Annotated in this window: 19 protein-coding genes; 9 read left to right on the top strand and 10 right to left on the bottom strand. The window is 62.0% G+C overall.

The window, feature by feature from the left end:
- Positions 1-42: 42 nt before the first annotated feature.
- Positions 43-1,227, bottom strand: coding sequence for a delta-9 fatty acid desaturase DesA (gene desA / locus J3P89_RS27450; RefSeq protein ID WP_434696246.1), 1,185 nt, complete (start codon positions 1,225-1,227; stop codon positions 43-45).
- A 145-nt stretch (positions 1,228-1,372) separates the two neighbouring features.
- On the opposite strand from desA, the gene dibA reads away from it, so the two are divergent.
- From dibA to J3P89_RS27420, 6 genes are all read left to right on the top strand, one after another.
- Positions 1,373-3,280 (top strand): phosphodiesterase DibA, encoded by a 1,908-nt coding sequence (dibA, locus tag J3P89_RS27445; RefSeq protein WP_434696245.1) that lies wholly within the window; start codon positions 1,373-1,375, stop codon positions 3,278-3,280.
- 133 nt (positions 3,281-3,413) lie between these two features.
- The gene (gene oscA / locus J3P89_RS27440; RefSeq protein WP_003186967.1) at positions 3,414-3,596 is read left to right on the top strand and encodes a sulfur starvation response protein OscA; all 183 of its coding nucleotides are present in this window, start codon (positions 3,414-3,416) and stop codon (positions 3,594-3,596) included.
- 126 nt (positions 3,597-3,722) lie between these two features.
- Positions 3,723-4,736: a sulfate ABC transporter substrate-binding protein gene (locus J3P89_RS27435; protein WP_434602450.1), complete on the top strand. Its 1,014-nt coding sequence runs from the start codon at positions 3,723-3,725 to the stop codon at positions 4,734-4,736.
- 131 nt (positions 4,737-4,867) lie between these two features.
- Positions 4,868-5,686 carry a sulfate ABC transporter permease subunit CysT gene (cysT, locus tag J3P89_RS27430; RefSeq protein ID WP_434696244.1) on the top strand — a complete coding sequence of 273 codons (819 nt, stop codon included), beginning with the start codon at positions 4,868-4,870 and terminating at the stop codon, positions 5,684-5,686.
- 13 nt (positions 5,687-5,699) lie between these two features.
- Positions 5,700-6,569, top strand: a complete 870-nt coding sequence (gene cysW / locus J3P89_RS27425; protein WP_434602451.1) for a sulfate ABC transporter permease subunit CysW — start codon at positions 5,700-5,702, stop codon at positions 6,567-6,569.
- Between the two features lie 3 nt (positions 6,570-6,572).
- On the top strand, positions 6,573-7,562 hold the full coding sequence (locus J3P89_RS27420) for a sulfate/molybdate ABC transporter ATP-binding protein (RefSeq protein ID WP_434696243.1): 990 nt from the start codon (positions 6,573-6,575) through the stop codon (positions 7,560-7,562).
- Positions 7,563-7,649: 87 nt separating this feature from the next.
- Here J3P89_RS27420 and J3P89_RS27415 read toward each other — a convergent pair whose 3' ends face one another.
- Positions 7,650-8,174: a DUF962 domain-containing protein gene (locus J3P89_RS27415; RefSeq protein WP_434696242.1), complete on the bottom strand. Its 525-nt coding sequence runs from the start codon at positions 8,172-8,174 to the stop codon at positions 7,650-7,652.
- An 87-nt stretch (positions 8,175-8,261) separates the two neighbouring features.
- Between J3P89_RS27415 and J3P89_RS27410 the strand changes: the two genes are divergently transcribed.
- Entirely contained in the window at positions 8,262-8,948 is a 687-nt protein-coding gene (locus J3P89_RS27410) for a Crp/Fnr family transcriptional regulator (protein ID WP_434696240.1), read from the top strand.
- Between the two features lie 272 nt (positions 8,949-9,220).
- Here the strand turns inward: J3P89_RS27410 and J3P89_RS27405 are convergent, their stop codons facing one another.
- Positions 9,221-10,225: an AraC family transcriptional regulator gene (locus tag J3P89_RS27405; RefSeq protein ID WP_434696239.1), complete on the bottom strand. Its 1,005-nt coding sequence runs from the start codon at positions 10,223-10,225 to the stop codon at positions 9,221-9,223.
- Positions 10,226-10,324: 99 nt separating this feature from the next.
- Here J3P89_RS27405 and J3P89_RS27400 point away from each other — a divergent pair, with 99 nt between their 5' ends.
- The gene (locus tag J3P89_RS27400) at positions 10,325-11,398 is read left to right on the top strand and encodes a fatty acid desaturase (protein ID WP_434696238.1); all 1,074 of its coding nucleotides are present in this window, start codon (positions 10,325-10,327) and stop codon (positions 11,396-11,398) included.
- Positions 11,399-11,550: 152 nt separating this feature from the next.
- On the opposite strand, the gene J3P89_RS27395 is transcribed toward J3P89_RS27400, so the two are convergent.
- The 3 genes from J3P89_RS27395 to J3P89_RS27385 all read right to left on the bottom strand — a co-directional run bounded on the left by J3P89_RS27395 (position 11,551) and on the right by J3P89_RS27385 (position 15,627).
- Positions 11,551-14,055 carry a TonB-dependent siderophore receptor gene (locus tag J3P89_RS27395; RefSeq protein WP_434696237.1) on the bottom strand — a complete coding sequence of 835 codons (2,505 nt, stop codon included), beginning with the start codon at positions 14,053-14,055 and terminating at the stop codon, positions 11,551-11,553.
- Between the two features lie 86 nt (positions 14,056-14,141).
- The gene (locus J3P89_RS27390; RefSeq protein WP_434698064.1) at positions 14,142-15,122 is read right to left on the bottom strand and encodes a FecR domain-containing protein; all 981 of its coding nucleotides are present in this window, start codon (positions 15,120-15,122) and stop codon (positions 14,142-14,144) included.
- Between the two features lie 4 nt (positions 15,123-15,126).
- Positions 15,127-15,627 carry a sigma-70 family RNA polymerase sigma factor gene (locus J3P89_RS27385; RefSeq protein ID WP_434626625.1) on the bottom strand — a complete coding sequence of 167 codons (501 nt, stop codon included), beginning with the start codon at positions 15,625-15,627 and terminating at the stop codon, positions 15,127-15,129.
- 261 nt (positions 15,628-15,888) lie between these two features.
- Between J3P89_RS27385 and J3P89_RS27380 the strand changes: the two genes are divergently transcribed.
- Entirely contained in the window at positions 15,889-17,769 is a 1,881-nt protein-coding gene (locus tag J3P89_RS27380) for a methyl-accepting chemotaxis protein (protein WP_434570461.1), read from the top strand.
- A 751-nt stretch (positions 17,770-18,520) separates the two neighbouring features.
- Here J3P89_RS27380 and J3P89_RS27375 read toward each other — a convergent pair.
- Genes J3P89_RS27375 through J3P89_RS27360 form a run of 4 tightly spaced genes read right to left on the bottom strand, consistent with a single transcriptional unit; the run spans position 18,521 to position 24,158 of the window.
- On the bottom strand, positions 18,521-18,985 hold the full coding sequence (locus J3P89_RS27375) for an SRPBCC family protein (RefSeq protein WP_434696236.1): 465 nt from the start codon (positions 18,983-18,985) through the stop codon (positions 18,521-18,523).
- A 31-nt stretch (positions 18,986-19,016) separates the two neighbouring features.
- Positions 19,017-22,442, bottom strand: coding sequence for an amino acid adenylation domain-containing protein (locus J3P89_RS27370; protein ID WP_434696234.1), 3,426 nt, complete (start codon positions 22,440-22,442; stop codon positions 19,017-19,019).
- Between the two features lie 10 nt (positions 22,443-22,452).
- The gene (locus tag J3P89_RS27365; protein WP_434696233.1) at positions 22,453-23,385 is read right to left on the bottom strand and encodes a diiron oxygenase; all 933 of its coding nucleotides are present in this window, start codon (positions 23,383-23,385) and stop codon (positions 22,453-22,455) included.
- Positions 23,382-24,158, bottom strand: coding sequence for a DUF3050 domain-containing protein (locus J3P89_RS27360; RefSeq protein ID WP_434602463.1), 777 nt, complete (start codon positions 24,156-24,158; stop codon positions 23,382-23,384). The genes J3P89_RS27365 and J3P89_RS27360 overlap by 4 nt, the downstream gene beginning before the upstream one ends.
- Positions 24,159-24,303: the final 145 nt, after the last annotated feature.

Raw genomic sequence — 24,303 nt, 5'->3', positions numbered from 1 at the left:
CTTTGCGGCCCAGCGGGAGCAAGCTCCCTCGCCACAGGGGGGTCAGGCGGTGGCTGGCCGCAAGGAGTAGGTCTTGAGCTGGTCGGCAAAATCGCGCAGTGACTGGATGCCGCTGGCCTCGGCTTCGTGGACCCATTCCTTGATGGCCGCGAGCATGTCGTGGCCGTTGCTGCTGGTTTTGACCCAGATCTGCTGCAAGGCCAGGCGCTTCTCGTAGATCACCTTCAGCGCCTGGCTGTGTTCCAGCATGTTCTGGATGCGCACATGATGGCGCTCGTCCAGCAGGCTGGTTTCACGCGACAAAAGGCGTTTGGCCCGATGAAACTGATGGCGGACCGAGTGATCGACTTTTTCCAGCTCCTGCTTGACCAGGGGCGCGATGACCAGCCTGCGGTACTGGGCCATGATCTGGAAACGGTTGTTGAGGATCGCCATGGCGGTGTCCATGTCCAGGTGGCCCTTGCCTTCGACCCGGTGGGCGATCGGCGCGACCCGCTGGACCTTGGCCAGGCGCAGGAAACTGAAGACCTTGATCCAGGCCCAGCCCAGGTCGAATTCCCATTTGCGCACCGACAGCTTGGCCGAATTGGGATAGGTGTGGTGGTTGTTGTGCAGTTCTTCGCCGCCAATGAGGATGCCCCAAGGCACCAGGTTGGTGGCCGCGTCACGGCATTCGAAATTGCGGTAGCCCACGGCATGCCCGAGGCCATTGACCACGCCAGCGGCCCAGACCGGGATCCACATCATCTGGATGGCCCAGATAGTGATGCCGATGGTGCCGAACAGCAGCAGGTCGATGATGCCCATGATCGCTACGCCCAGTAGGGGGAAGCGGCTGTACAGGTTGCGTTCGATCCAGTCCTCGGGGCAGTTCTTGCCGTAGATGCGCAAGGTTTCCGGATTTTCCGCTTCGGCGCGGTACAGCTCGGCGCCCTTGCGCAGCACCGTAGACAGGCCTTTGATCACCGGGCTGTGGGGATCATCCTCGGTTTCGCATTTGGCGTGGTGCTTGCGGTGGATGGCGGTCCACTCGCGGGTATTCTGCGCCGTGGTAAGCCACAGCCAGAAGCGGAAGAAATGTTTGAGACCGGCGTTGAGTTCCAGGGAACGGTGAGCCGAATACCGGTGCAGGTAGACCGTGACGCTGATGATCGTCACGTGAGTCATCAGCAGGGTGACTGCCACCAGCGACCAGGCCGACAAGCCAAGAAAACCTTCGTACCACATAGGCTGTAGGGCCCTCGATAAAGATGAAAACTGCCGTTGCATTATCCCTGGCCCCGGCGATAAAACCAGTCGGCCTTTCAGATAAGAGTGGCAGAATGTTTCTTCCTCTATAATCCCCTCACATTACAGGGACATGGATGACCGCATGACCGTCTATCACCGCGCTGCCATGCGTGGGGCACTGCTTTATCTGGTGCTGTCAGTCGCCTGGCTGCAGCTGGTTGGTTATTTATTGAGCAGTTTCTTCGATCATTCGGCCGATCGGCTGCGTTGGCAACTGATCAACGGTTATGCCTGGGTACTCGTCAGTGCCGGATTGATTTTCATCGCACGGGTGCGGATAGCACGCTTTTTCGAAAAGGCCGAGGGCAATGTCGACCGTGAACGGTTACGCCAGGCCGCCGCGGTGTTCGACTGCACCCGCGAAGGTGTCCTGGTCACGGACCGCCATGGTTTGATCGTGCATGTGAACCGGGCATTCATGGCAATCACCGGCTATGCCCGCGACGAAGTGTTGGGCCGGCAACCGAATCTGTTCAAGTCCGGCCGGCATGGCCCGGCTTTCTATCGAGAGATGTTTGCGGCGCTGTCCAGCCGCGGCGAATGGAGTGGCGAAATCTGGAACCGCCGCAAGAGCGGTGAAATCTACCCGCAATGGCAGACTATCCGCGCCGTCGTCGATGACTCCGGCGAAGTCAGCCAATACGTTGCGGTGTTTTCCGACATCAGTGCGATCAAGGACTCGGAGCATGAGCTGGCGCATCTGGCCCATCATGATCCGCTGACTGGCCTGCCCAATCGCCTGCTGTTTTCCGATCGCGCCGAGCAGGCGGTGGCTTCGGCGCAACTGCACAAGCGTGGGTGCGCGTTGCTGCTGCTGGACCTGGATCATTTCAAGAACATCAACGACAGCCTCGGGCACAACGTCGGTGACGAGCTGCTCAAAGGCGTTGCCGAACGCTTCCTCGGGCTGTTTGCGCCCGGTATCACCCTGGCGCGGTTAGGCGGTGACGAATTCGCGGTGCTGGTGGAAAACTGCTCGCAGCCGGGTCAGGCCGCCGCTTTGGCCCGGCGTATCCTCGATGCCTTGAAAGCACCGTTGCAGCTCGGCGAGCAATCGCTGTTTATCAACGCCAGCATCGGCATCAGCCTGTTTCCCGGTGACGCCCTCAGCGCCGGGCAACTGCTGCGCAACGCCGACTCGGCACTGTTCAAGGCCAAGAACAGCGGACGTGACGGCTACGCGTTATATACCGAGGAACTCACTGCTCATGCCCAGCAAAGGGTCGAGATCGCCTTCGAACTGCGTCGCGCGCTCCAGCAGCAGGAGCTACGCGTGCATTACCAACCGGTGCACGACCTGGCCACCAGCCGGCTGGTCGGCATCGAGGCGCTGGTGCGCTGGGAACATCCCGTGCGTGGTCTGGTTTCGCCGGCCGAGTTCATTCCTATCGCCGAGCGCACGGGGTTGATCGCCCAGATCGATGCCTGGGTCATGGACCAGGCGTGTCGGCAAATGTGTCTTTGGCAGCAGGCCGGTGTGGTTTTGTCATTCGTTGCGGTCAACGTCTCCAGCCGTTTGTTTGCTCGCCGCGAATTGTATGAGCAGGTCGCCCGCGTACTTCACGACACGGGCCTCGATCCGGCCTTCCTGGAGCTTGAGGTGACCGAAAGTGCGGTCATGGATGATCCGGAGGTGGCGCTGGAACAAATGCACCGTCTGCGGGAGTTGGGCGTGCGGTTGGCCATTGATGATTTCGGCACAGGTTATTCGTCGCTGCTGCGGCTTAAACGTCTACCGGTGCAGAAACTCAAGATCGACCAGGGTTTTGTCGCCGGGCTGCCCTGGGATGAAGACGACGCGGCGATCGTCCGGGTAATCATCGCCCTGGCCCGCAGCATGGGCATGCAGGTGCACGCAGAAGGTATCGAGCAGCGAGAGCAAGCGGCATTTCTGCTTGAACAGGCGTGTGAGCTCGGGCAGGGCTACTGGTTTGGTCGACCGGTTGTGGCGCAACAGTTGGATTGGAATCGTGCACCGGTGATTGGCTGAAAGCGGAATTGCAATTTGGTTATATAAAAATTCTTAAATAGTCTTTTTAAGAATATCTGCACTTATCTAATATTGCTCCTACGCCGCAAGCAGTGCCGCCCACTGCCAGGCATTCAATCAAAGGAGCAGCAGCATGAGCGCATCCCTACGTAGCGTTGACGGCCAGGACGAAGCAACCATCTTGCGCGAGATCCAGAGTGCATTGCGTGACCTGCGCTTTGGCGCGGTGGAGATTACCGTGCACAACGCCCAGGTGGTCCAGATCGAGCGCAAGGAAAAATTCCGCTTGCAGCAACCGAGTCATAAACCGAGCTGAAGGATCACAGCCTGCGCCAGCCCCTGCCGGGGGGCTTGATGCAGGAGCTGCCGCAGGCTGCGATTCCGGTTACCGGACAAACGATTTCCAGAAGCCATAAAAACCAGAATTCCAGGAGCTTTCACCATGTCGTCGATTCGCCGTTATGCCTTGGCCGCCCTGGCCAGCGCTGTTTTTGCAGGTTCCGCGGTTGCCAAGGACTACGAGTTGCTCAACGTGTCCTACGACCCGACCCGCGAGCTGTATCAGGATTACAACGCCGAATTCGCCAGCTTCTGGAAAAAAGCCCATCCGGACGACACCGTGAAAATCCAGCAGTCCCATGGTGGTTCGGGCAAGCAAGGCCGAGCAGTAATTGACGGCCTGCGTGCCGATGTCGTGACCCTGGCGCTGGCCGGCGACATCGACGAAATCGCCAAATTGGGCAAGTCGCTGCCGGCGGACTGGCAAAAACGCCTGCCGGATGCCAGCACGCCTTACACCTCGACCATTGTGTTCCTAGTGCGCAAGGGCAACCCGAAGGGCATCAAGGACTGGGGCGACCTGATCAAGGATGACGTCTCGGTCATCACGCCAAACCCGAAGACCTCCGGCGGTGCCCGCTGGAATTTCCTCGCCGCCTGGGCCTACGGCCTGAAAGCCAACGGTGGCGACGAAGCCAAGGCCAAGGAATACGTGCAGGCGCTGTTCAAGCACGTGCCGATTCTCGACACTGGTGCCCGTGGCTCGACCATCACGTTCGTCAACAACGGTCAGGGAGACGTGTTGCTGGCCTGGGAAAACGAAGCGTTCCTGGCGCTGAAAGAGGACGGTGGTGCAGACAAGTTCGACATCGTCGTGCCGTCGCTGTCGATCCTCGCCGAACCGCCGGTGGCGGTGGTGGACAAGAATGCCGAGAAAAAGGGTAATGCCGAGATCGCCGAAGCGTACCTCAAGCACCTGTACAGCCCGGCCGGCCAGGAAATCGCGGCGAAAAACTTCTATCGTCCGCGTGACAAGGACGTGGCCGCCAAATACGCCCGGCAGTTCCCGAAACTTGAGCTGGTGACCATCGACAAGGACTTCGGCGGCTGGAAAACGGCACAGCCTAAATTCTTCAATGATGGCGGTGTGTTCGACCAGATCTATCAGGCGCAGTAAGCTGAATAGACCCCGGATTCATTGTGGCGAGGGAGCTTGCTCCCGCTTGAGTGCGAAGCGCTCATAAAAAAAGGGGGCTGCTGCGCACCCCAGCGGGAGCAAGCTCCCTCGCCACACAACCAAGGACCTTTATGTCGCGTCGCATATCCCCCGTCATACCCGGCTTCGGGCTGACGCTGGGCTACACCCTGGTGTACCTCAGTCTGATTGTGCTCATACCCCTGGCGGCGATGTTCGTGCATGCCGCCCAGCTCACCTGGGAACAGTTCTGGACGATCATTTCGGCGCCGCGGGTGCTGGCAGCCTTGAAGCTCAGCTTCGGCACCGCGCTGTACGCTGCGATCATCAATGGCGTGATTGGCACGCTGCTGGCCTGGGTGCTGGTGCGCTACACCTTCCCGGGGCGCAAGATCATCGACGCGATGATCGATTTGCCGTTCGCCTTGCCCACCGCCGTGGCCGGTATCGCCCTGACCGCGTTGTACGCGCCGACCGGTCTGGTCGGCCAGTTCGCCACCGACCTGGGTTTCAAGATTGCCTACACCCCGCTGGGCATCACCCTCGCGCTGACCTTCGTGACGCTGCCGTTCGTGGTGCGCACGGTGCAGCCGGTGCTCGCCGACATTCCCCGTGAAGTCGAAGAAGCCGCCGCGTGCCTCGGTGCCAAGCCATGGCAGGTGTTCCGCCACATCCTCGTGCCGGCGTTGTTGCCGGCCTGGTTGACCGGCTTCGCCCTGGCGTTTGCCCGGGGCGTGGGCGAGTACGGTTCGGTGATTTTCATCGCCGGCAACATGCCGATGAAAACCGAGATACTGCCGCTGCTGATCATGGTCAAGCTCGACCAATACGACTACACCGGCGCCACCTCCATCGGGGTGCTGATGCTGGTGGTTTCCTTCGTCCTGCTGCTGCTGATCAACTTGTTGCAGCGGCGCATCGAAACCCCATAAGGAGGCGCGAACCATGTCCCAATCGTCTATTTCCGCCGCCTCCACCAACGCTGCCCGCCGCGGCAGCGCGGTTTCGCGGCGCATCCTGATCGGTCTCGGCTGGCTGGTTTTTGCACTGTTTCTGCTGTTGCCGCTGTTCATCGTGGTGTCCCAGGGCCTGAAGTCGGGCCTGGGTACTTTCTTCGCGGCGATCTTCGAGCCCGATGCGTTGTCGGCGCTCAAGCTCACGGTGATTGCGGTACTGATTTCGGTACCGTTGAACCTGGTGTTCGGCGTCAGCGCCGCATGGTGCGTGAGCAAGTATTCATTCCGTGGCAAAAGCATGCTGGTGACGCTGATCGACCTGCCGTTCTCGGTGTCGCCGGTAATCGCTGGCCTGGTCTACGTGTTGATGTTTGGCGCCCAGGGCCTGTTCGGGCCGTGGCTGTCGGATCACGACATCCAGATCGTGTTCGCGCTGCCGGGCATCGTCCTGGCGACGATCTTTGTCACCGTGCCGTTCGTGGCCCGTGAATTGATCCCGCTGATGCAGGAGCAGGGCACCCAGGAAGAAGAAGCCGCGCGCCTGCTGGGCGCCAACGGCTGGCAGATGTTCTGGCATGTGACTGTGCCGAACATCAAGTGGGGTCTGATCTATGGCGTGGTGCTGTGTACCGCCCGGGCCATGGGCGAGTTCGGCGCGGTGTCGGTGGTATCCGGGCACATTCGCGGGGTGACCAACACCCTGCCGCTGCACGTCGAGATCCTCTACAACGAATACAACCATGTGGCCGCGTTCGCCGTGGCGAGCCTGTTGCTGATCCTGGCGCTCTTCATCCTGCTGCTCAAGCAGTGGAGCGAAAACCGAATCAACCGCCTGCGCGCCAGCGCCGCGGAGGAATAAGTCATGTCGATCGAAGTCCGTAACGTCAGCAAGAATTTCAACGCCTTCAAGGCCCTCGACGATATCAGCCTGGACATCCAGAGCGGCGAGCTGGTGGCGCTGCTCGGCCCGTCGGGCTGTGGCAAGACGACCCTGCTGCGGATCATCGCCGGCCTCGAGACGCCGGACCAGGGCAACATCGTGTTCCATGGTGAAGACGTATCCGGCCACGACGTGCGTGATCGCAACGTCGGTTTTGTGTTCCAGCACTACGCCCTGTTCCGCCACATGACAGTGTTCGACAACGTCGCTTTCGGCTTGCGCATGAAGCCCAAGAACCAGCGCCCGAACGAAAGCCAGATCGCGACCAAGGTTCATGAGCTGCTGAACATGGTGCAGCTGGACTGGCTCGCCGACCGTTATCCGGAGCAGTTGTCCGGCGGCCAGCGCCAGCGTATTGCCCTGGCCCGCGCCTTGGCGGTGGAACCCAAGGTGTTGCTGCTGGACGAACCGTTCGGCGCCCTCGACGCCAAGGTCCGCAAGGAATTGCGCCGCTGGCTGGCGCGGCTGCACGAGGACATCAACCTGACCTCGGTATTCGTGACCCACGACCAGGAAGAGGCCATGGAAGTCGCCGACCGGATCGTGGTGATGAACAAGGGCGTTATCGAGCAGATCGGCTCACCGGGCGATGTGTACGAGAACCCGGCCAGCGATTTTGTCTATCACTTCCTGGGCGACTCGAACCGTCTGCATCTCGGGGAGGACCGGCATGTGCTGTTCCGTCCGCATGAAGTGTCGCTGTCGCGCTCGGAACTGGAAGACCACCACCCCGCCGAAGTGCGCGACATTCGCCCGCTTGGCGCGACCACGCGGGTGACGTTGAAGGTCGAAGGCCAGAGCGAACTGATCGAGGCCGAAGTGGTGAAGGACCATGACAGCCTGGTTGGGTTGGCGAAGGGCGAGACGCTGTTCTTCAAGCCGAAGGTCTGGCAGAAGGTTTCAAACCTTTAAAAGCTTCGCGAGCAGGGCTCGCTCCCACAAGGGATTTGTGTACGACGCCAATCCAATGTGGGAGCGAGTCTGCTCGCGAAGGCGGCCTCAGGCTGCGGCCCGCTTCTGATTGACCCTTACCGGCCCGGCCTGCGCCTCGATCTGTTGTTTGAGGTCATGGCGCATACCCAGCAGGAATCCCGCCTCGACCACGACGAACAACGGCCCGACAATCAACCCGGTCAGATCATCGACGAACGCCGGTTTGCGCCCTTCGTAATAGTGGCCGACGAACTGGATCACCCAGCCCACCACAAACATGCCCAGGCCGCTGGCCAGCCATGTCGCGGTGCTTTGCGCGGCGAGCACCTGGCCCAGCCAGACGGCAAGCCCCAGCAGCACGGTCATCAGCACACCCAGGCGTAATTCCAGGCGCAGGTAGAACCAGGCACTGGCCACTGCCACCAGCAGCGCGGGCGAAATCAAAATCGCGCCAACCGGCCATCCCGGCCGTGACAAGAGCACGGCGACGGCAACGAAAATCAGCGGAATACCGATGAAGTGGCTGGCGATGTTGCGTGGGTCGCGGTGATAGGCCGCGTATTGACTGAGATGATCGACGAGGCTTTTCATTGTTGTTCCTCCTGAGGTGATGCCCGCATGATGCCCAGGTTCCACCAGGCGCTCTGTCAGCTAGCCGACACTTGTCCCGGAGTTTCCATGATTACTCATCCCTGGCATGCGCACTTGATGACCGGCCACTGGTACAGCCATCTGCCCGCCGAGTTACAGAATAGTCTGCTGGAGATGTCGCGGCTGCGTCGCCTGTCGCCCGGTCAGCGGTTGTTCAAGCGCGGCGATCCGCCGTGTGGCGTGTACGCTGTGCTCGAAGGGGCGGTGCGGATCGGCGCCGTCAGTGAGCAGGGCAAGGAAGCGCTGCTGAGCGTCGTGGAGCCGCCCTATTGGTTCGGCGAAATCAGCCTGTTCGATGGCCAGCCACGTACCCATGACGCACAGGGGGTCGGGCAATGCACGTTATTGCATGTACCTCAGGCCAGGCTGTTGGCTTTTCTCGAAGAACAACCGGGTTATTGGCGGCAGCTGGCCTTGTTGATGAGCCACAAGTTGCGCCTGACCTTCGTCAACCTCGAACACCTGAGCCTGATGCCTGCTCCGGCCCGCGTGGTCCATCGCTTGCTGATGATTGCCGAAGGCTACGGTGAAATCGAACCGGCACGCCGGGTTCTGCAACTGCCCCAGGACCAACTGGCATTGATGCTTTCCCTGTCGCGCCAAACCACCAACCAGATTCTCAAGGATCTGCAGGGACAGGGCATTCTTCAGCTTGGTTATGGCGAGATCGAAATCCTTGATATCGAAGGGTTGCGGGCATTGGCCACGAGCTGAGCAGGGGTGGAGTCGAATATAAAACCCGTGGCGAGGGAGCTTGCTCCCGCTGGCGTGTGCAGCAGGCCCCAGCCTATCTAGCGGCGGATCGCATTGGCCGGTTTACGACTGCTGCGCAGTCGAGCGGGAGCAAGCTCCCTCGCCACGGGGGCTTGGGCTGTCTGGGCGAAGCCATCGCGAGCAGGCTCGCTCCCGCAGGTTCCATGGACGCCGCAGATCAAATGTGGGAGCGAGCTTGCTCGCGATGAGGCCAGCCCAGGTACTGTAGATCCCTAACGCAAGCCATCCCGAAACTGCCCCGGCGTCATCCCGGTCCAGCGCTTGAACGCGCGGCTGAAGCTGCTGGTATCAGCAAAGCCCAGCAGATAACTGACCTCGCTCAATGAGCATTGCGGATCGCGAAGGTGTAGCAGCGCCAGGTTTTCCCGGCATTCATTGAGCAGCGCGTCGAAGCGGCAACCTTCGTCGGCCAGATGCCGCTGCAGACTGCGCAGACTCAGGTGCATGGTCTGGGCGATGCGTTCGGCGCTGGGTTCGCCTTCGGGCAGTTGTGCTTCGATGGCGGTGCGGACCTTGCGCTCCCAGGTCAACGGCTGGAGCTGGGCGAGGGTGCGCTTGAGCACGGTTTCGTTGTGTTCGGCCAGCTCCGGGTTGGCGTCGTCCAGGTGACTGTCGAAATCGGCGAGGCTGAACTCCAGGCAATCATGTCCGGCATCGAAGTGCACCGGTGAACGGAACACTTTGTGCCAAGGGGCGGGGTCTGCCGGCTCCGGTCGCCGCAGATAAACCGCCAGCGGGGCGTAATCGCGGCCGAGGCGGTTACGGCAGGTGCGCACGTAAATCGCGGCGAACGCGTCGATGGCTTCCAGGGCCGGCGCCGGACGTCCCGCCGGTACGTCGAGACTGAAGCGGTAGCGATCCTCGCCGCGGCTCAGTTGCAGCGTCAGCGCATCGCTGACCACCGGGTGATAGCGCACGATCCGCTCGAAAACTTCCCGCAGGCTGCCGCTGGCTACCAGGGCATAACCCAGCGCATGAAAGGTGGTGGGGCTGACAAAGCGCGACACCCGCAGGCCGATCGCCGGATCACCGCTGGCCTGCACCGCGAGCGCCCACAGGCGCGTGGTGGCCGAGAGCGGATAACGGGCGTTCGGGTCGTCCATCCATTGTGGGTCCAGGCCCGCCTCCAGGCACAAGGCATAGCTGTCCAGGCCCAGTGCATCGAGCTGTTTGCGCAGGGCGCGGGTCCAGCTGGCGAGGGAGGTTGGTTCCGTCATGGCAATTGGCGCTTGCGGTCAACAGGTTGGCGTCTGCGGCTATCACCCCGTGAGGCAAGGCCCGGCAGGATTAGCTCATCGATAACAGAGGATTAAGCCATGCACGGCACTTGCGCAAGCCCCGAGCGATTGAATGCACAGCAGCGCTCCGCCCATATTCGCCAGGTGGTCCTGGCCCGGGGCGAAGAATTGCGCGAGCGCTATCCGATCCTGCGGCATCAGGATGCGCTGGGCGCGGGCATCCTGGCGTTCGCCCTGGCGGGGATGACCGGCTCGGCGCTGCTCTACATCAACGGCTATCTGGCCGGCTGGGCGTGCCTGCTGCTCAACGCCTTTTTTGCGTCCCTGACCCACGAGCTGGAACACGACCTGATCCACAGCATGTATTTTCGCAAGCAGCGCGTGCCGCACAACCTGATGATGGGCCTGGTCTGGCTGGCGCGGCCGAGCACCATCAATCCGTGGATTCGCCGCCACCTGCACCTCAATCATCACAAGGTTTCCGGCAGCGAGGCGGACCTGGAGGAGCGCGCGATTACCAGCGGCGAGCCGTGGGGATTGGCGCGCTTGCTGATGGTTGGCGACAACGTGATGTCGGCGTTCATTCGCCTGCTGCGAGCCAGGACCTGGGCGCACAAGCGCAGCATCCTCAAGCGCACGCTGAAGGTGTATTTCCCGTTGGCGCTGTTGCATTGGGGCGCGTGGTACGTGTTCCTCGGTTTCCATGGCGCCAACGCGGTTGCCGGGCTGCTCGGCACTTCGATCGACTGGTCGACCAGCACTCTGGCGACCCTGCACGTCATCGACATCGCGGCGGTGGTGATCATCGGCCCGAATGTGCTGCGCACCTTTTGCCTGCACTTCATCAGCTCGAACATGCATTACTACGGCGACATCGAGCCAGGCAACGTCATCCAGCAGACCCAGGTGTTGAACCCTTGGTGGCTGTGGCCGTTGCAGGCGTTCTGCTTCAATTTCGGCAGCAGCCACGGCATCCATCATTTCGTGGTGAAGGAGCCGTTCTACATTCGCCAGATGACGGTGCCGGTGGCGCACAAGGTGATGCGGGAGATGGGCGTGCGCTTCAATGATTTCGGCACGTTTGGGCGGGCGAATCGGTTTGCAGCCGAGGAAGAGGTAGCTAGGGAAGAAGCGAAGGCGATCCAGGCTTAAGAACAAGAACATGCCTTTGTGGCGAGGGAGCTTGCTCCCGCTGGGCTGCGCAGCAGCCCCAAGATCTTGCGGTCGCTACGCACTGGAGCGCCAGCCCGGCCGAGCGGGAGCAAGCTCACTCGCCACAGAAGTGAATCAAAGCAGAAAACGGATCAGAACTGATAACTCACCGTAGCCGCCACGTTGCGCTCCTCGCCCATGTAGCAATAGCTCAGGCTGGCGCATGACGCGATGTAGGTCTCGTTGGTCAGGTTGTTCGCGTTCAGGCGCACATCCACGCCCTTCAAGCCGACCTTGCCCAGGTCATACCCCACCGAGGCATCGAACAGCGTGTACGACGGCACCTTCATGGTGTTTTCCGCGTCGGCCCAGCTGTAGCCGACATACCGCACGCCGCCGCCCAGCCGCAGGCCATCGAGCGTGCCGCTGTCGAATTTATAGTCAGCCCACACCGATGCCATGTGGCGCGGGGCCTGGGTCGGAGAGTTGCCTTTGTTTTCGATGATGTCGGTGGGCGTGCTCAGGGTGCTGACCATCGATTTCGAGTATTCGATGTCGGTGAAGGTGTAGCTGCCCAGCACCTTGAACTGCTCGGTCAACTGCATGTGCGCTTCCAGCTCCAGGCCCTGGGAACCAACAGCGCCAACGGCGCGGTAGAAGTTTTCCTGGGGCAGCTTGGTCGCCAGGTTCTCCTGGTCGATGCGGAACAGCGAGGCAGTGTACAAGTCGTCGGTGCCCGGCGGCTGGTACTTCAGGCCCAGTTCCCATTGCTTGCCGTCGGTGGGCGGCAGCGGGTTGCCGGCGCTGTCGGCGTAGGAGTTGGGGTTGAACGACTCGGAGTAGCTGATGTACGGCGCCAGGCCGTTGTCGAACAGGTACAGCGCCCCGACGCGACCGGTGAGTTTGGTGCGCTTGTCGTTGATCTCGATGCCTTCCGGGCGCCCGAATTCGGCGATGCGGTTCTCGTCCGAGGTCTCGACCCAATCCTGGCGCAGGCCCAGAGAGAAGCGCCACTTGTCCATTTCGATCAGGTCTTGCAGATAGACGCCGGTCTGCTCCAGGCGCCGCAGGTAGCTGGTGGGGCTGAAGTAGCTGATCGCCGAGTTGCCGTAGACCGGGTCGAAGGCGTTGATCGGCGCGAGGCTGCCGCTGGTCCAATCGACCACGGTCTTGCGCCGCTGGTAGTCGGCGCCCATCAGCACGGTGTGTTTCGTGGCGCCAGTGAAGAATTCCGCCTGGAGCATGTTATCGACGATGAAGGCGTGGAGCTTTTCTTCAGCACCGGTGTAATAGCGGTTCAGCTCGTTGCTGGTCGGCGTGGTCCAGTCATAGGCATAGACCTGGTCATTGCTGACGTCCGAATCCAGGTAGCGGAAGTTCTGTCGGGCGGTGAAGACGTCGTTGAAGCGGTGTTCGAACTGATAGCCGAACGACTGCTGGTCACGTTCGTAGCCGTCGACGCCAGGCTCGCCTTCGAAGAAGTTCTCCGAAATCCTCCGGCCGTTGCGCTTGTGCAAGGTGCCGTTCGCCGGCATGCCGCCGTGGTAACCGCCGTCGGGGTCATGCTGCAGGTAGGCTTGCAACGTCAGCGAGGTGTCTTCGCTAAAGTCGATGCTCACCGTGGGCGCGAGGGCGAAGCGCTTTTCCTTGTTGTGGTCAAATTGCGTGTCGGACGTATCGGCCAGGCCGACCAGGCGGTAGGCGATGCGCTTGTCGTCATCCACCGGGCCGCTGAAGTCGAAACCCATGCCGCGTTGGCCTTGGGTACCGACCGTGGCCTGGATCTGGTGATAGGCCTCGTACAGCGGTTTCTTGCTGGTGAGCGCCACCAGGCCACCCGGCGAGCTGCGGCCATAGAGCACGGAGGACGGGCCCTTGAGGATGTCGACCCGCTCGAGGAAATACGGATCGACCTGAATCGAGCTGTAGGTGCCGCTGTCACCCATCGACTTCAAACCGTCCAGGTAGATGTTGTCCACCGAGCCATCGTTGAAGCCGCGCATCGCCACGTAGTCGTAGCGGTGGGTCGCGCCATAGGGGTTGGTCAGCACGCCAGGGGTGTAGCGCATTGCCTGGGACACGGTTTGCGCGCCCTGGTCGTCCATTTGCTCGCGCGTGACCACCGATACGCTTTGCGACGTTTCCCGCAGGGCGGTACTGGTCTTGGTCGCCACCTGGCTGTGGGTGGCGTTGTAGCCTTCCATGCTGCCGAGAGCGTTACCCAGGGCGAAGCCTTTGACGTCGGTGGTCGGCAACGCCAACGTGCTTTCGGGGGCCACGGTTTGCAGCACATAGCTGCCGCTATCCTGGCTGACGGCAACCAGCCCTGAGCCGCTGAGCAACTGCTGCAGGGCCTGGTCCGCCGAATATTCGCCTTTCAGGCCGGGGGACTGGACGCCGCCGGTTTGTCCAGGGGTACTTGCCAAGGTGATACCGGCCTGGCGGGCGAACTGGTTGAGCACCTCGCTCAACGGGCCGGCGGCTATGTTGTAGTTCTGGCGGCCGGCGATCGCGCCATCCTGCGCCGCGACAGCGGACATCGGTAGGGCGCCGACACCGAGCGCCGTGCTCAACAGCGCGGCGCGGATGGCCTGGCGCAGCAGGCCGGTGGGCGAGGAACAGCCGAGGGAAGTCTTGAGAGTCACGCGCTCAGTCATTGTAGGTTTCCGTTGGAGTCGCTGGAGGCAGGTAAGCGTTGCTTACTGTCCTAGCCGGACGCCCGCGCAAAACCCGCCAAAAAAAATCAGGCCGTACGCTCCACCGTGATCCACCAGCGGGTTCGGTAGTGTATTTGCACGGGGAGCGTGCGCGGCAGGACGGCCAGCAGCTTGTCGGTGTCAGCCAGACGGAAGACGCCTGACAAGCGCAAATCGGCGATCGAGGCGGCGCATTTCAGGTAGCCCCGACGGTAACGTCCCACTTCGTTGAGGAAGTCTTCCAGGCGCATGTTGCGCGTGACGATCAAGCCGTCCGCCCAGGCGCCGGCGTCCATGTCCAGGGGGGGCGCGAGCGTCGCGGTGGATGCGCTGACCAGGTAGCTTTGTCCAGCTTCCACCTGGATCGGGGCGCCGTCGCTGCCGACATGCGAGCGGATGGCGACGTGTCCGCTGGCGACACTCAGGCGCGTGCAGTCGTTGTCCTGGCGCACGACGAAGCGGCCCTCCAGCCCCTCGAACAAGCCGTGTCGGCTTTTTACCAGTAATGGGCGTCCGGGATCGCGGCCGCAGGTGAGCATGATTTCGCCGCGCGTCAACGTGATCAGGCGTCGCGAAGCCGTGTAATCGAGGTCGGCCGCGCTGTTGGTATTGAGCTCCAGTCGCGTGCCGTCTGGCAGTTGGAAGCCACGTCGTTCGCCGGTGGCGGTCGCAAAATCGGCGCTCCACGGCTGCCAGCCCAGGTCCTTGCCCAGCCAGGCGGCGCAGCCCATCACCGCCACGCCTGACAACAGCTTCAGGGCTTGGCGCCGGCCGAGGCGCTGGGCGCTGGTCTCCAGGGTATCGAGGGCAGTCCGGGCGCCAGGTACCGCCCGCAGGCTGGAAGTCAGTTCGCTGTGCAGCGATTGCACCCGTTGCCAAGCCAGTTCGTGGTCATGGTGAGCGATGCGCCAGGCCTCGCACTGTTGGCGCAGCGCTGGGTTGGCGGCATGGTTGCGCAGGCGCAGCAACCAATGGATCGCTTGCTTGACCACCTGCTGTGATGGGCCCCGGCCCGAAGGCTGGTCCATCGGTTCAATCTTCATAGCGCAGCACATAGCAGTGGTACAACGCGTCGGCAACGTAGCGTTCCACCGAGCGCAGGGAAATGCCCATCTGTTCGGCAATCTGCTTGTAGGTCAGGCCTTCGCACTGGGCCAGCAGGAACGCCTTGCGCACTTTGGGCTTGAGGCCTTCGAGCATCCGGGCGATGGCCTCCAGCAGCTCCAGGATCAATGCCTGGGCTTCGGCGCCGGGCGTTTGCGCTTCCGGCAGGTGCGCGATGGTCTCAAGGTAGGCGCGTTCGATTTCCGCTCGGCGCCAATGGTCAATCACCAAGCCCTGGGCGATGGTGCGCAGGAAGGCGCGTGGCGCCTTGAGTTCCAGGCGTTCGGTGCGTTGCAGCAGGCGCACGAAGGTGTCCTGGGCCAGGTCCGCTGCATCGGCGGCATTGCCCAATCGGTTGCGCAGCCATGTGTGGAGCCAGCCGTGATGGCTGCTGTAGAGCGCCTGTACTGCAAACTGGGGGGATGACATGAACGCGACGGCCTGGAGTCACAAATGATAATAGGTCGCATTGTCATCAGCGCGGGTCAATTTTGCAACCACCATTCATTCGCCTGCGGGCGTCACGGCACGCCGGTCAAGCCGTTCCGTCGGACAATCGAACAGCGGCCTAATTTTTTGTAGGCATTGGCCGACAGAGTGATATAGGTGCACCAAAATGGAGCGGATCCAATATCGCGCCCACCGGTTACATGGCAGTTGCACTCCACTTCCTGCATAAGAAGCCCACCCATGAATCTCAAGTTCAGTCACAAAATCCTCCTGGCCGCCTCTGGTGTGGTGGTCCTGGCTTTTGCCCTGTTCACGCTCTACAACGATTACTTGCAGCGCAACACCATCGGTAGAAGCCTGGAGTCGTCCATCGAGCAATCCGGCGACCTGACAGCCAGCAGCGTCCAGAACTGGATGAGTGGCCGTGTGCTGGTGTTGGAGAACCTGGCGCAGAACATTGCGCACCAGGGCGCCGGGGCCGATTTGCCGGGGCTCGTCGACCAGCCGGCATTGACCTCGAATTTCCAGTTCACCTATGTCGGCCAGAACACCGGCGTTTTCACTCAGCGGCCTGACGCCAAGATGCCCGACGGCTACGACCCGCGTCAGCGCCCTTGGTACAAGCAGGCGGTCGCCGCGGATAAAACCATGTTGACCCCGCCCTACATGGCAGCCGTCGGCGGGCTGGTGGTAACCATTGCCCTGCCGGTCAAGCACAACGGCGAACTGCTCGGTGTGGTGGGTGGCGACCTGAGTCTGGAAACCCTGGTGAAGATCATCAACTCGGTGGATTTCGGCGGCATCGGCCATGCGTTCCTGGTCAGCGGCGACGGTCAGGTGATCGTCAGCCCGGACAAAGACCATGTGATGAAAAACCTCAAGGACATCTACCCAGGCACGCCGGTGCGCATCGGCAAAGGTATCCAGGAAGTCGAGTTGAACGGGGAGGACCGCATCCTTTCGTTTACCCCGGTGGCAGGCTTGCCGAACGCCGAGTGGTATATCGGACTGTCGATCGACAAAGCCAAGGCCTACGCGCCGCTGAGCCATTTCCGTACGTCTGCGTTGATTGCGATGTTCGTCGCGGTGGCGGCGATTGCGTTGCTGCTGAGCCTGCTGATCCAGGTCTTGATGCGTCCGTTGACCACCATGGGCCGCGCCATGCAGGACATTGCCCAGGGCGAAGGCGACCTGACCCGACGTCTCGTCGTGCAGGGCAAGGATGAGTTCGCTGTGCTGGGTGGTTCGTTCAACCAGTTCGTGGAGCGCATCCATGCATCGATTGCTGAAGTGTCTTCGGCCACGCGGCAGGTACATGATCTGTCGCAGCGGGTGATGACGTCGTCCAACGCCTCGCTTGTCGGCTCGGATGAGCAGAGCGCCCGCACCAACAGCGTGGCCGCTGCGATCAATCAGTTGGGCGCCGCGACCCAGGAAATCGCCCGCAATGCCGCCGATGCTTCGCAACAGGCCAGCGGCGCCAGCGAGCAGGCCGACGACGGGCGCCAGGTGGTGGAAAAAACCATCCAGGCGATGACCGCGCTGTCGCAGAAGATCAGCCTGTCGTGCACCCAGATCGAAACCCTGAACGCCAGCACCGACAACATCGGGCACATCCTAGATGTGATCAAGGGCATCTCTCAGCAAACCAACCTGCTGGCGTTGAACGCCGCCATCGAAGCGGCCCGTGCCGGTGAGGCCGGGCGTGGCTTTGCGGTGGTGGCCGATGAGGTGCGCAACCTGGCGCACCGCACGCAGGAGTCGGCTGAAGAGATCCACAAGATGATCACTTCGTTGCAGGTCGGTTCTCGTGAAGCGGTGACCACCATGAACGCCAGCCAGGCTTCCAGCGAAGAAAGCGTGGAAGTGGCCAACCAGGCCGGCCTGCGCCTGGTCAGCGTGACCCAGCGTATCGGTGAGATCGATGGCATGAACCAGTCGGTGGCCGCCGCGACCGAAGAACAGACCGCCGTGGTGGAAACCCTCAACATGGATGTCAGCCACATCAACCTGCTGAACCAGCAGAGCGTCGCCAACCTCAACGAAACGCTGAAGGATTGCGATGCCTTGTCCCAACAGGCCAATCGGTTGAAGCAACTGGTGGACAGCTTCAAGATCTGATCCAGCCGGACCAGCGCCTTCGCGAGCAGGCTCGCTCCCACATTGGTCTTGGGTGTACGTGAAACCCAGGACCACCGCCGGTCTCCTGTGGGAGCGAGCTTGCTCGCGATGGCGATGCATGGTTCTCCATGGGTTTCCCTGTGGCGAGGGAGCTTGCTCCCGCTGGCCTGCGAAGCGGGCCCTGGCATTTCTCCAGGCGGACCGCATCAGCCGGTTTGGCGACTGCTGCGCAGCCGAGCGGGAGCAAGCTCCCTCGCCACGGGTTTTGGGTTGTCCATGAGGAGGCGGTGTCCGGGCTGACGCTTTCGCGAGCAGGCTATGCACGGTTCTCCATGGCTTTCCTCGTGGCGAGGGAGCTTGCTCCCGCTGGCCTGCGAAGCGGGCCCCGGCATTCTCCAGGCGGACCGCATCAGCCGGTTTGGCGACTGCTGCGCAGCCGAGCGGGAGCAAGCTCCCTCGCCACGGGGTTTGGGTTGTCCGTGAGGGTTTGGGGTGTATGGGTTGACGCCATCGCGAGCAGGCTATGCACGGCTCTTCACGGGTTTCCCTGTGGCGAGGGAGCTTGCTCCCGCTGGCCTGCGAAGCGGGCCCTGGCATTTCTCCAGGCGGACCGCATCAGCCGGTTTGGCGACTGCTGCGCAGCCGAGCGGGAGCAAGCTCCCTCGCCACGGGGTTTGGGTTGTCCGTGAGGGTTTGAGGTGTATGGGTTGACGCCTTCGCGAGCAGGCTCGCTCCCACAACGGAGTAGTGGTCAGGTGAACATCTTCACCACGTTCTCCATCGCTTCATCGGCGAACCCTTGCAGGAAATCCCTGAAGCCCGACGGGGTGTGGGCGTCGGTGTGGTCGGCAATGATGGTCCAGGTGGCGCGGCAGCGGTTGTCCGCCAGGGGCTCCACGCGCATGGCCGCCCAGAGGTTGTCGATGCCCAGGGTGTTGTAGATCAGCGTCCAGGTCATGTGCATGGCCTGGTCGTCACGGCTGTTGAGCTGTTCCACCACCAGGTTCTGTCCGTCGACGAAGAATTTCTTGCGCAGGGATCTCACCCCTTCGCCGGTCATTTCGATGCGCTCAAGCGCGGGGATAAAGCGGTTGAACCCGCCAAAATCGCCGACCACTTCCCAGACTCGCGCCGCGTCAGCGGACACTTGCACCGAGGTTTCAACGTGGCAGGCTTGAGGATTCTTGATCAGTGTGTCGGGTTGAAATGTCGTCATGGTCTTGCTCCTTGCTTTGGGGTGGGATGGTTCAGATGAAATCAATGGCCTTGAGGTAGTCCGCGCCACGGCGTAGCAGGGCCGGGGATTTTTCCGGGTAGCGCGCACCCATCTGCCGGACGCCGGACCGGGCGTTGTCATGGCGGATCAGCGAGATGTCGCCGATGTCCTCCTCGAAGCCGTTCAGATAGAAACCCAGCACGCCGAACAACGCGTTGTCGGCATCGACCCGCGCCAATTGCCGTTGCCAGTCGGCGACGCTCACCAGGGAAAACGCCCGGCCGCTGTCCCGGAACGACGCCACGTAGGCGTCCCAGCTCAGCGGTTCGGGGTTGTGCAGGTTGAACACGGCCTGGTTCGGTTGGTAGCGGCTGGCGTGGAAGGCGATGAAACGGGCCAGGAAGTCCACCGGCATCAGGTCGAAGTTGAGCGACAGGGCCGGCACCTGGCCGAGCTGGATCGAGCCCTTGAGCATCAGCATCAACCGGTTCTTGTGGGGTTGGCAGACCCCCGTCTGGCTGTTGAAGCTGATGTTACCGGGGCGGAACAGGTTCACCCGCACGCCAAGGTCACGGGCCCGCTGCAGGATTCGCTCGCCGACCCATTTGGACAGGTTGTAGCCGTTCTTGATGTAGATCGGCGGTGTCTGCGCCGCTGGTTGCTCCAGCACCTGGCCATCGGCGTCCAGGGCGCTGGAAGCCGAGAGCGTCGAGACGAAGTTGAAGATCTTCTTGCGCCGGCCTTCGCACAGGCGCAGGCATTCGAAGATCGGCTCGACGTTGTCCCGCGCCAGGGACTCGTAATCGAGCACGTGGTTGACGTGGGCCGCGTTGTGCACCAGCGCGCCGAAGGTGCTGTCGATGCGTTGGTAGATGTCGTCCGGCAAACCCAGTTGCGGTTGGGTGATGTCGGCGGCGTAGACGCTGACGCGACTCAGGTCCAGATGCTCCAGGCGATTGTCCCGCAGGGCCTGGGCGAACCGTTCTGCCGCGCTTTGCCCGCCGGACTCACGCACCAGGCACGCAACCTCGGTGGCGCCCCACGCCAACAACGCCTCGACGATGTGTACGCCGAGAAAGCTGTTGGCACCGGTCACCAACACTTTGTGCACATCACCGCTCTGGCTGATGGGCAGTGGATCAAGGTTGAGCTCCGCCTCGGCGTCGATGAAAGCCTGCGGGCTCAGCGTTGACGTACCGCTCTGTTCGGAGTCGTCGAGCAGCTTCGCCAGGGTGATCAGCGTCGGCGCTTCGATGAAGCGATTGATCGACAGGCTACGGCCGAACGACTGGCGGATGCTCAGCAGCAATTGCGACAACAGAATAGAATGCCCGCCGAGGTTGAAGAAGCTCTCGTCGGTGGCGATGTCCTCGGCCGGCAGTTCCAGCAGCTCGGCCCAAAGCGCTCGCAGCTGGTTTTCCAAGGCGTTCTGCGGCTGGCGTCCCTGGCCTTCGGCCTGGACCGGCCCCGCCGAGGCAAGCAACGCCCGGCGATCAACCTTGCCATTGCTGGTGTAAGGCAGGCTGGGCAACTCGATGTAGGCCGTCGGGTGCATGTAGCTGGGCAACCTGTCCTGCACATGCTCGCGCAATGCCTGAAGAGCCGCGCCGGGAAGTTCTTGCACAGGGTTCACCAGGAACGCCAGGATCCGCCGGCGTTCATCCACCCCCACCGCCACCTGACGAAACAACTGGCTGTCGCGCAGGCAATGTTCGATCTCCTCGGGCTCGACCCGAAAGCCACGGATCTTCACCTGGTTATCGCGACGTCCACACAGCTCGATCCCAGCGTCCGTCCACTGGCCGATATCCCCGGTGCGATAGGCCCGCAGCGTCTGCCCGGTGGGCAACGTCAGGTTGAGGTAGCGCTCGGCGGTCAGCCCCGGGGCGTTCAGGTACCCCAGGCCGACACCCGGCCCGGCAATGTAAAGCTCACCGGGCGTGCCGTCGGGCACCGGTTGCCGTTGCTCGTCCAGAATCAGCAACCGGGCATTGGCAATGGGTCTGCCAAGGTTGCGATTGTTGTCGCCGCTGCCGAACTGCCGCGTGGTCGCCAGCACCGTGGTTTCGGTCGGGCCATAGATATTGTGGAAGCGGCACTGTGGCGCCAGTTGCTCGATCACATACGGCTCGCAGACATCCCCTCCGGTGACCAGGTGATCCAGCCCCAGCGGCGCGTCCAGCGGCAGTACGCTCAGCAGTGCCGGTGGCAGGAAGGCGTGGCTGACGCGCTGTGCGCGAAGCAACGCGATCAGTTGCTGCGGGTCGCGGCGCTGGTCTTCGCTGGGCACGATCAACAGTCCGCCCTGGATGAACGTCGGCAGGATGTCCAGCAGCGACGCGTCGAAGTTGATGGTGGAAAACTGCAGTGCGCGACTGTCGCGCTTCAACTCGACATGGTCGCAGTACCACGCGCAAAAATGGCTGAGGTTGCGCTGGCTGAGCAACACGCCTTTGGGCTGGCCGGTGGTACCGGAGGTGTAGATCGCCACGGCCGGCTCGTCGATGCCCGCCACGCGCCGGATTATCGAGAGCGGGATGGCCGGTTTCGAAGAGGGCAGTCGATGGACGTTCAGCCTGGGTATTGCGCAGTCGTCCAGGTCGCTTTGTACGTCATGCAGCAGCAGATCGGCCTGGGCATTTTCCAGGATGAAGCGCCGCCGCTGCGCCGGGTGTTGCGGGTCCAGCGGCAGGTACACCGCTCCGCATCCCAAAACCGCCAGGATCGCTGCATACAGCGGCGCGGATTTGGGCAGGCACACGCCGATTATCCTCGGACGGTCAGTCGCGCCCGGCAGGATTTCCAGCATCGATTGTTGCAACCTGAGCGTCAGGTCGCGCAAGGATCGGTAGTCGATGAGCTGACCGTCGACCCACAGGGCCGGTTGCGTCGGCTGATCAAGCATGCGTTGTTCGATGCTGTTCATCACCGGCACTTGGGCGGCGGCCAGGAGCCAGGGCACCGGGGCGCGGTTGAGGTGATGTTCGAAAGCCAGCGGCTCCAGCGCATCGAGCCCGTGCAGGAGCTCGTCTGCAACGGCGGTTTCCAGCGTCGGCCAGGTGTCGAAGCGGGTCTCGTCCCGCGAGAGTTGGCTGACCAGCCGGGCGCCGTGCTCGACCACCGCCGCCATTGCGCAGAGGCGCAATGACTGGCCGTTGCCCCGGTTTGGCGGGGCAACCACAGCCTCGGATAACAGGCGCTGTGCAGCGTCGCGGAAAACCACCACCGGTTGCGGTAATGCCTGGCCTGGCAGGGCCTGGAGCGCCACGCGCACATGAAGTCGAAAGCGCGCCTGCGTGGCACACGGCAGCGTACCGTCATCGATCGACAGGTCGACCGCGCCGTGGGCGGTTGGCGATCGAAAATCCCTGACCGAATGACCGTGAAGTTCAAGTTCCCGGGCCAGTTCGGCCATGGCCTGGCTGGTGCCGGATAGCGCAATTTCGAGGCGTTTCATCGAAAGCTCCTCATGGGGTCAGGTAGTCGGCCAGGGCATCGCGCACGCACGGTGATGCGAGCATCGAGCTGGTGCGAAAAAAGCGTGTGATGTTGCCCACCAGCGGGTGAAAACGATTGATCGGGTACGCCAACGCGCTGGCCTCATCCCGCAGCGACTGACGTACCGATTCATCGACGGGCAGATGGGCGATCAGCTCGAAATCGAACTGTTGTTGCAGGTCGCTCGCCAGGTACTCGGCAATGAAGCCGGGCATCAGTTGCGCGATGGCTTGGCGGTCTTCTTCCGGTGCGGTGCGCCAGTAAATCTGCACCAGCCGTGTCCAGAAACCGGAGTGCCGGCCCTCATCCTGCAAGTGGTCCGCCATCAGACCTTTGATCGAGGCCTTGACCGAATCATCCCGGGCAAAGGCCGCCACTTCGTTGGTCACCGTGTTCTCGGCAATGGCGATACAGATCAGCTCCACGGCACTGAGCAAATGCTCCGGTGCGCGCGCCAGCGTGGCTGGGACCGCGCGGCTGAGTTCGATCTGGTCGGGCAGCGGGATCGGCTCGATGCCGGTCATGTCGATGGTCTGTTGCATGAAGTCCATGGCCACCAGCGCGTGATAGTCCTCATCCACCACCACAGTCATCGCGTCGTAGCGACAGGCGAACGGAAACTCGATGCCGAAGCGGTTCTTGGCGATGCGCCGCGCGGTGTGGTCCACCAGCTCAGTCTCGAAAATCACCACGTCATTGATGAATTTGTAGAGGCTCTGCACCAGGACAAAATCGCGCAACTGCGGGCAGTGGCTGAGAAAGGTCTGGCTGTGCACAAGGGGCTGACGGCTCATGGGGAAGATCAGCTTGTCGTCATCCTCGACCCGGCGCCGTGGTCGGGTACGGATGGTGGCACGACTTTCCCAGGTGTCGGCGAAGGACTGGTATGAAATGGCGTTCATGGCGTCACCTGCGCAACGGGCAGGGCCATGCTCTGACGCAAACCATCCCACAACGCCGCGCGGCTGTGGACGGCGGCGAGGGCGGCGGCAAGGACTTCGCGCTCGCGCTGCGGGTCGCCATCGATCAGCCGTGCCAGGAGTTTTTCCGCAGCCGGGCCGTGGTCTTCGGAGTCCACTTCGATATGCCGTTGCAGGTAATAACGAAACGTCGGTGCCTGGTCCAGGCCGATGCCCCAGGCATCCAGCATGCGCTGGAACATCTGCGGGATGACGCTTTCGCGACCGTGCACGAACGCGGCGGCCACGCTGTGGGCCGGGGCGTGCAAGGCAGTGTGCAAGGTCTGGCGTACGAAGCGCGCCGCGGCCGGGTCTACCTCGACGCTGTCCAGCGCGGTTTCGGGGCTGACGCCTTCCTGTTGCAGGGCAATGAATTGCTCAATGGCCCGGGTATCCGCGCCGACCTCGCGCATGGCGTCCAGGTACAGCTCGAAATGGCTGCAATAGCCCGCTCCGGGACGGTCGTCGGATTCTTCCCCCAAGACGATTTCATTGATCAGCCGTGCTGCGTGCGGGTCGGCCGGAGGTAGCCACGGCAACTGGATACAGGTCAGCTCGCGTTGCAGGCGCTTGGTCAGGGACATGAAATCCCACACGGCAAAAACATGACTTTCCATAAAACGACGCAACAGGTCGATTGATGTTATTTCAGAAAAAACCGGGTGTTCACCAAGTTCGAGTTTCTTCAGGAATAGTTGTTCTTTGGTTGGCTGCATTGGAACGTCCTCATCAATGATTTTTGTCCGGAAGTTGCTTCGCCAGTTTTTTCGGTGCGAGCGAGCGCGTGAACCGGAGTCCATGTTTTCTTGATACAGATGTTTTATTTTTGCTCAGGGTTGAAAAGGCCTGGTGGAGGCCTTT

This window comes from Pseudomonas sp. Z1-14, from assembly GCF_051132005.1.
Taxonomy (GTDB): Bacteria; Pseudomonadota; Gammaproteobacteria; order Pseudomonadales; family Pseudomonadaceae; genus Aquipseudomonas.
Note: the sequence above shows the minus strand (reverse complement) of the source record. Positions and strands in the feature narration are given on the sequence as shown.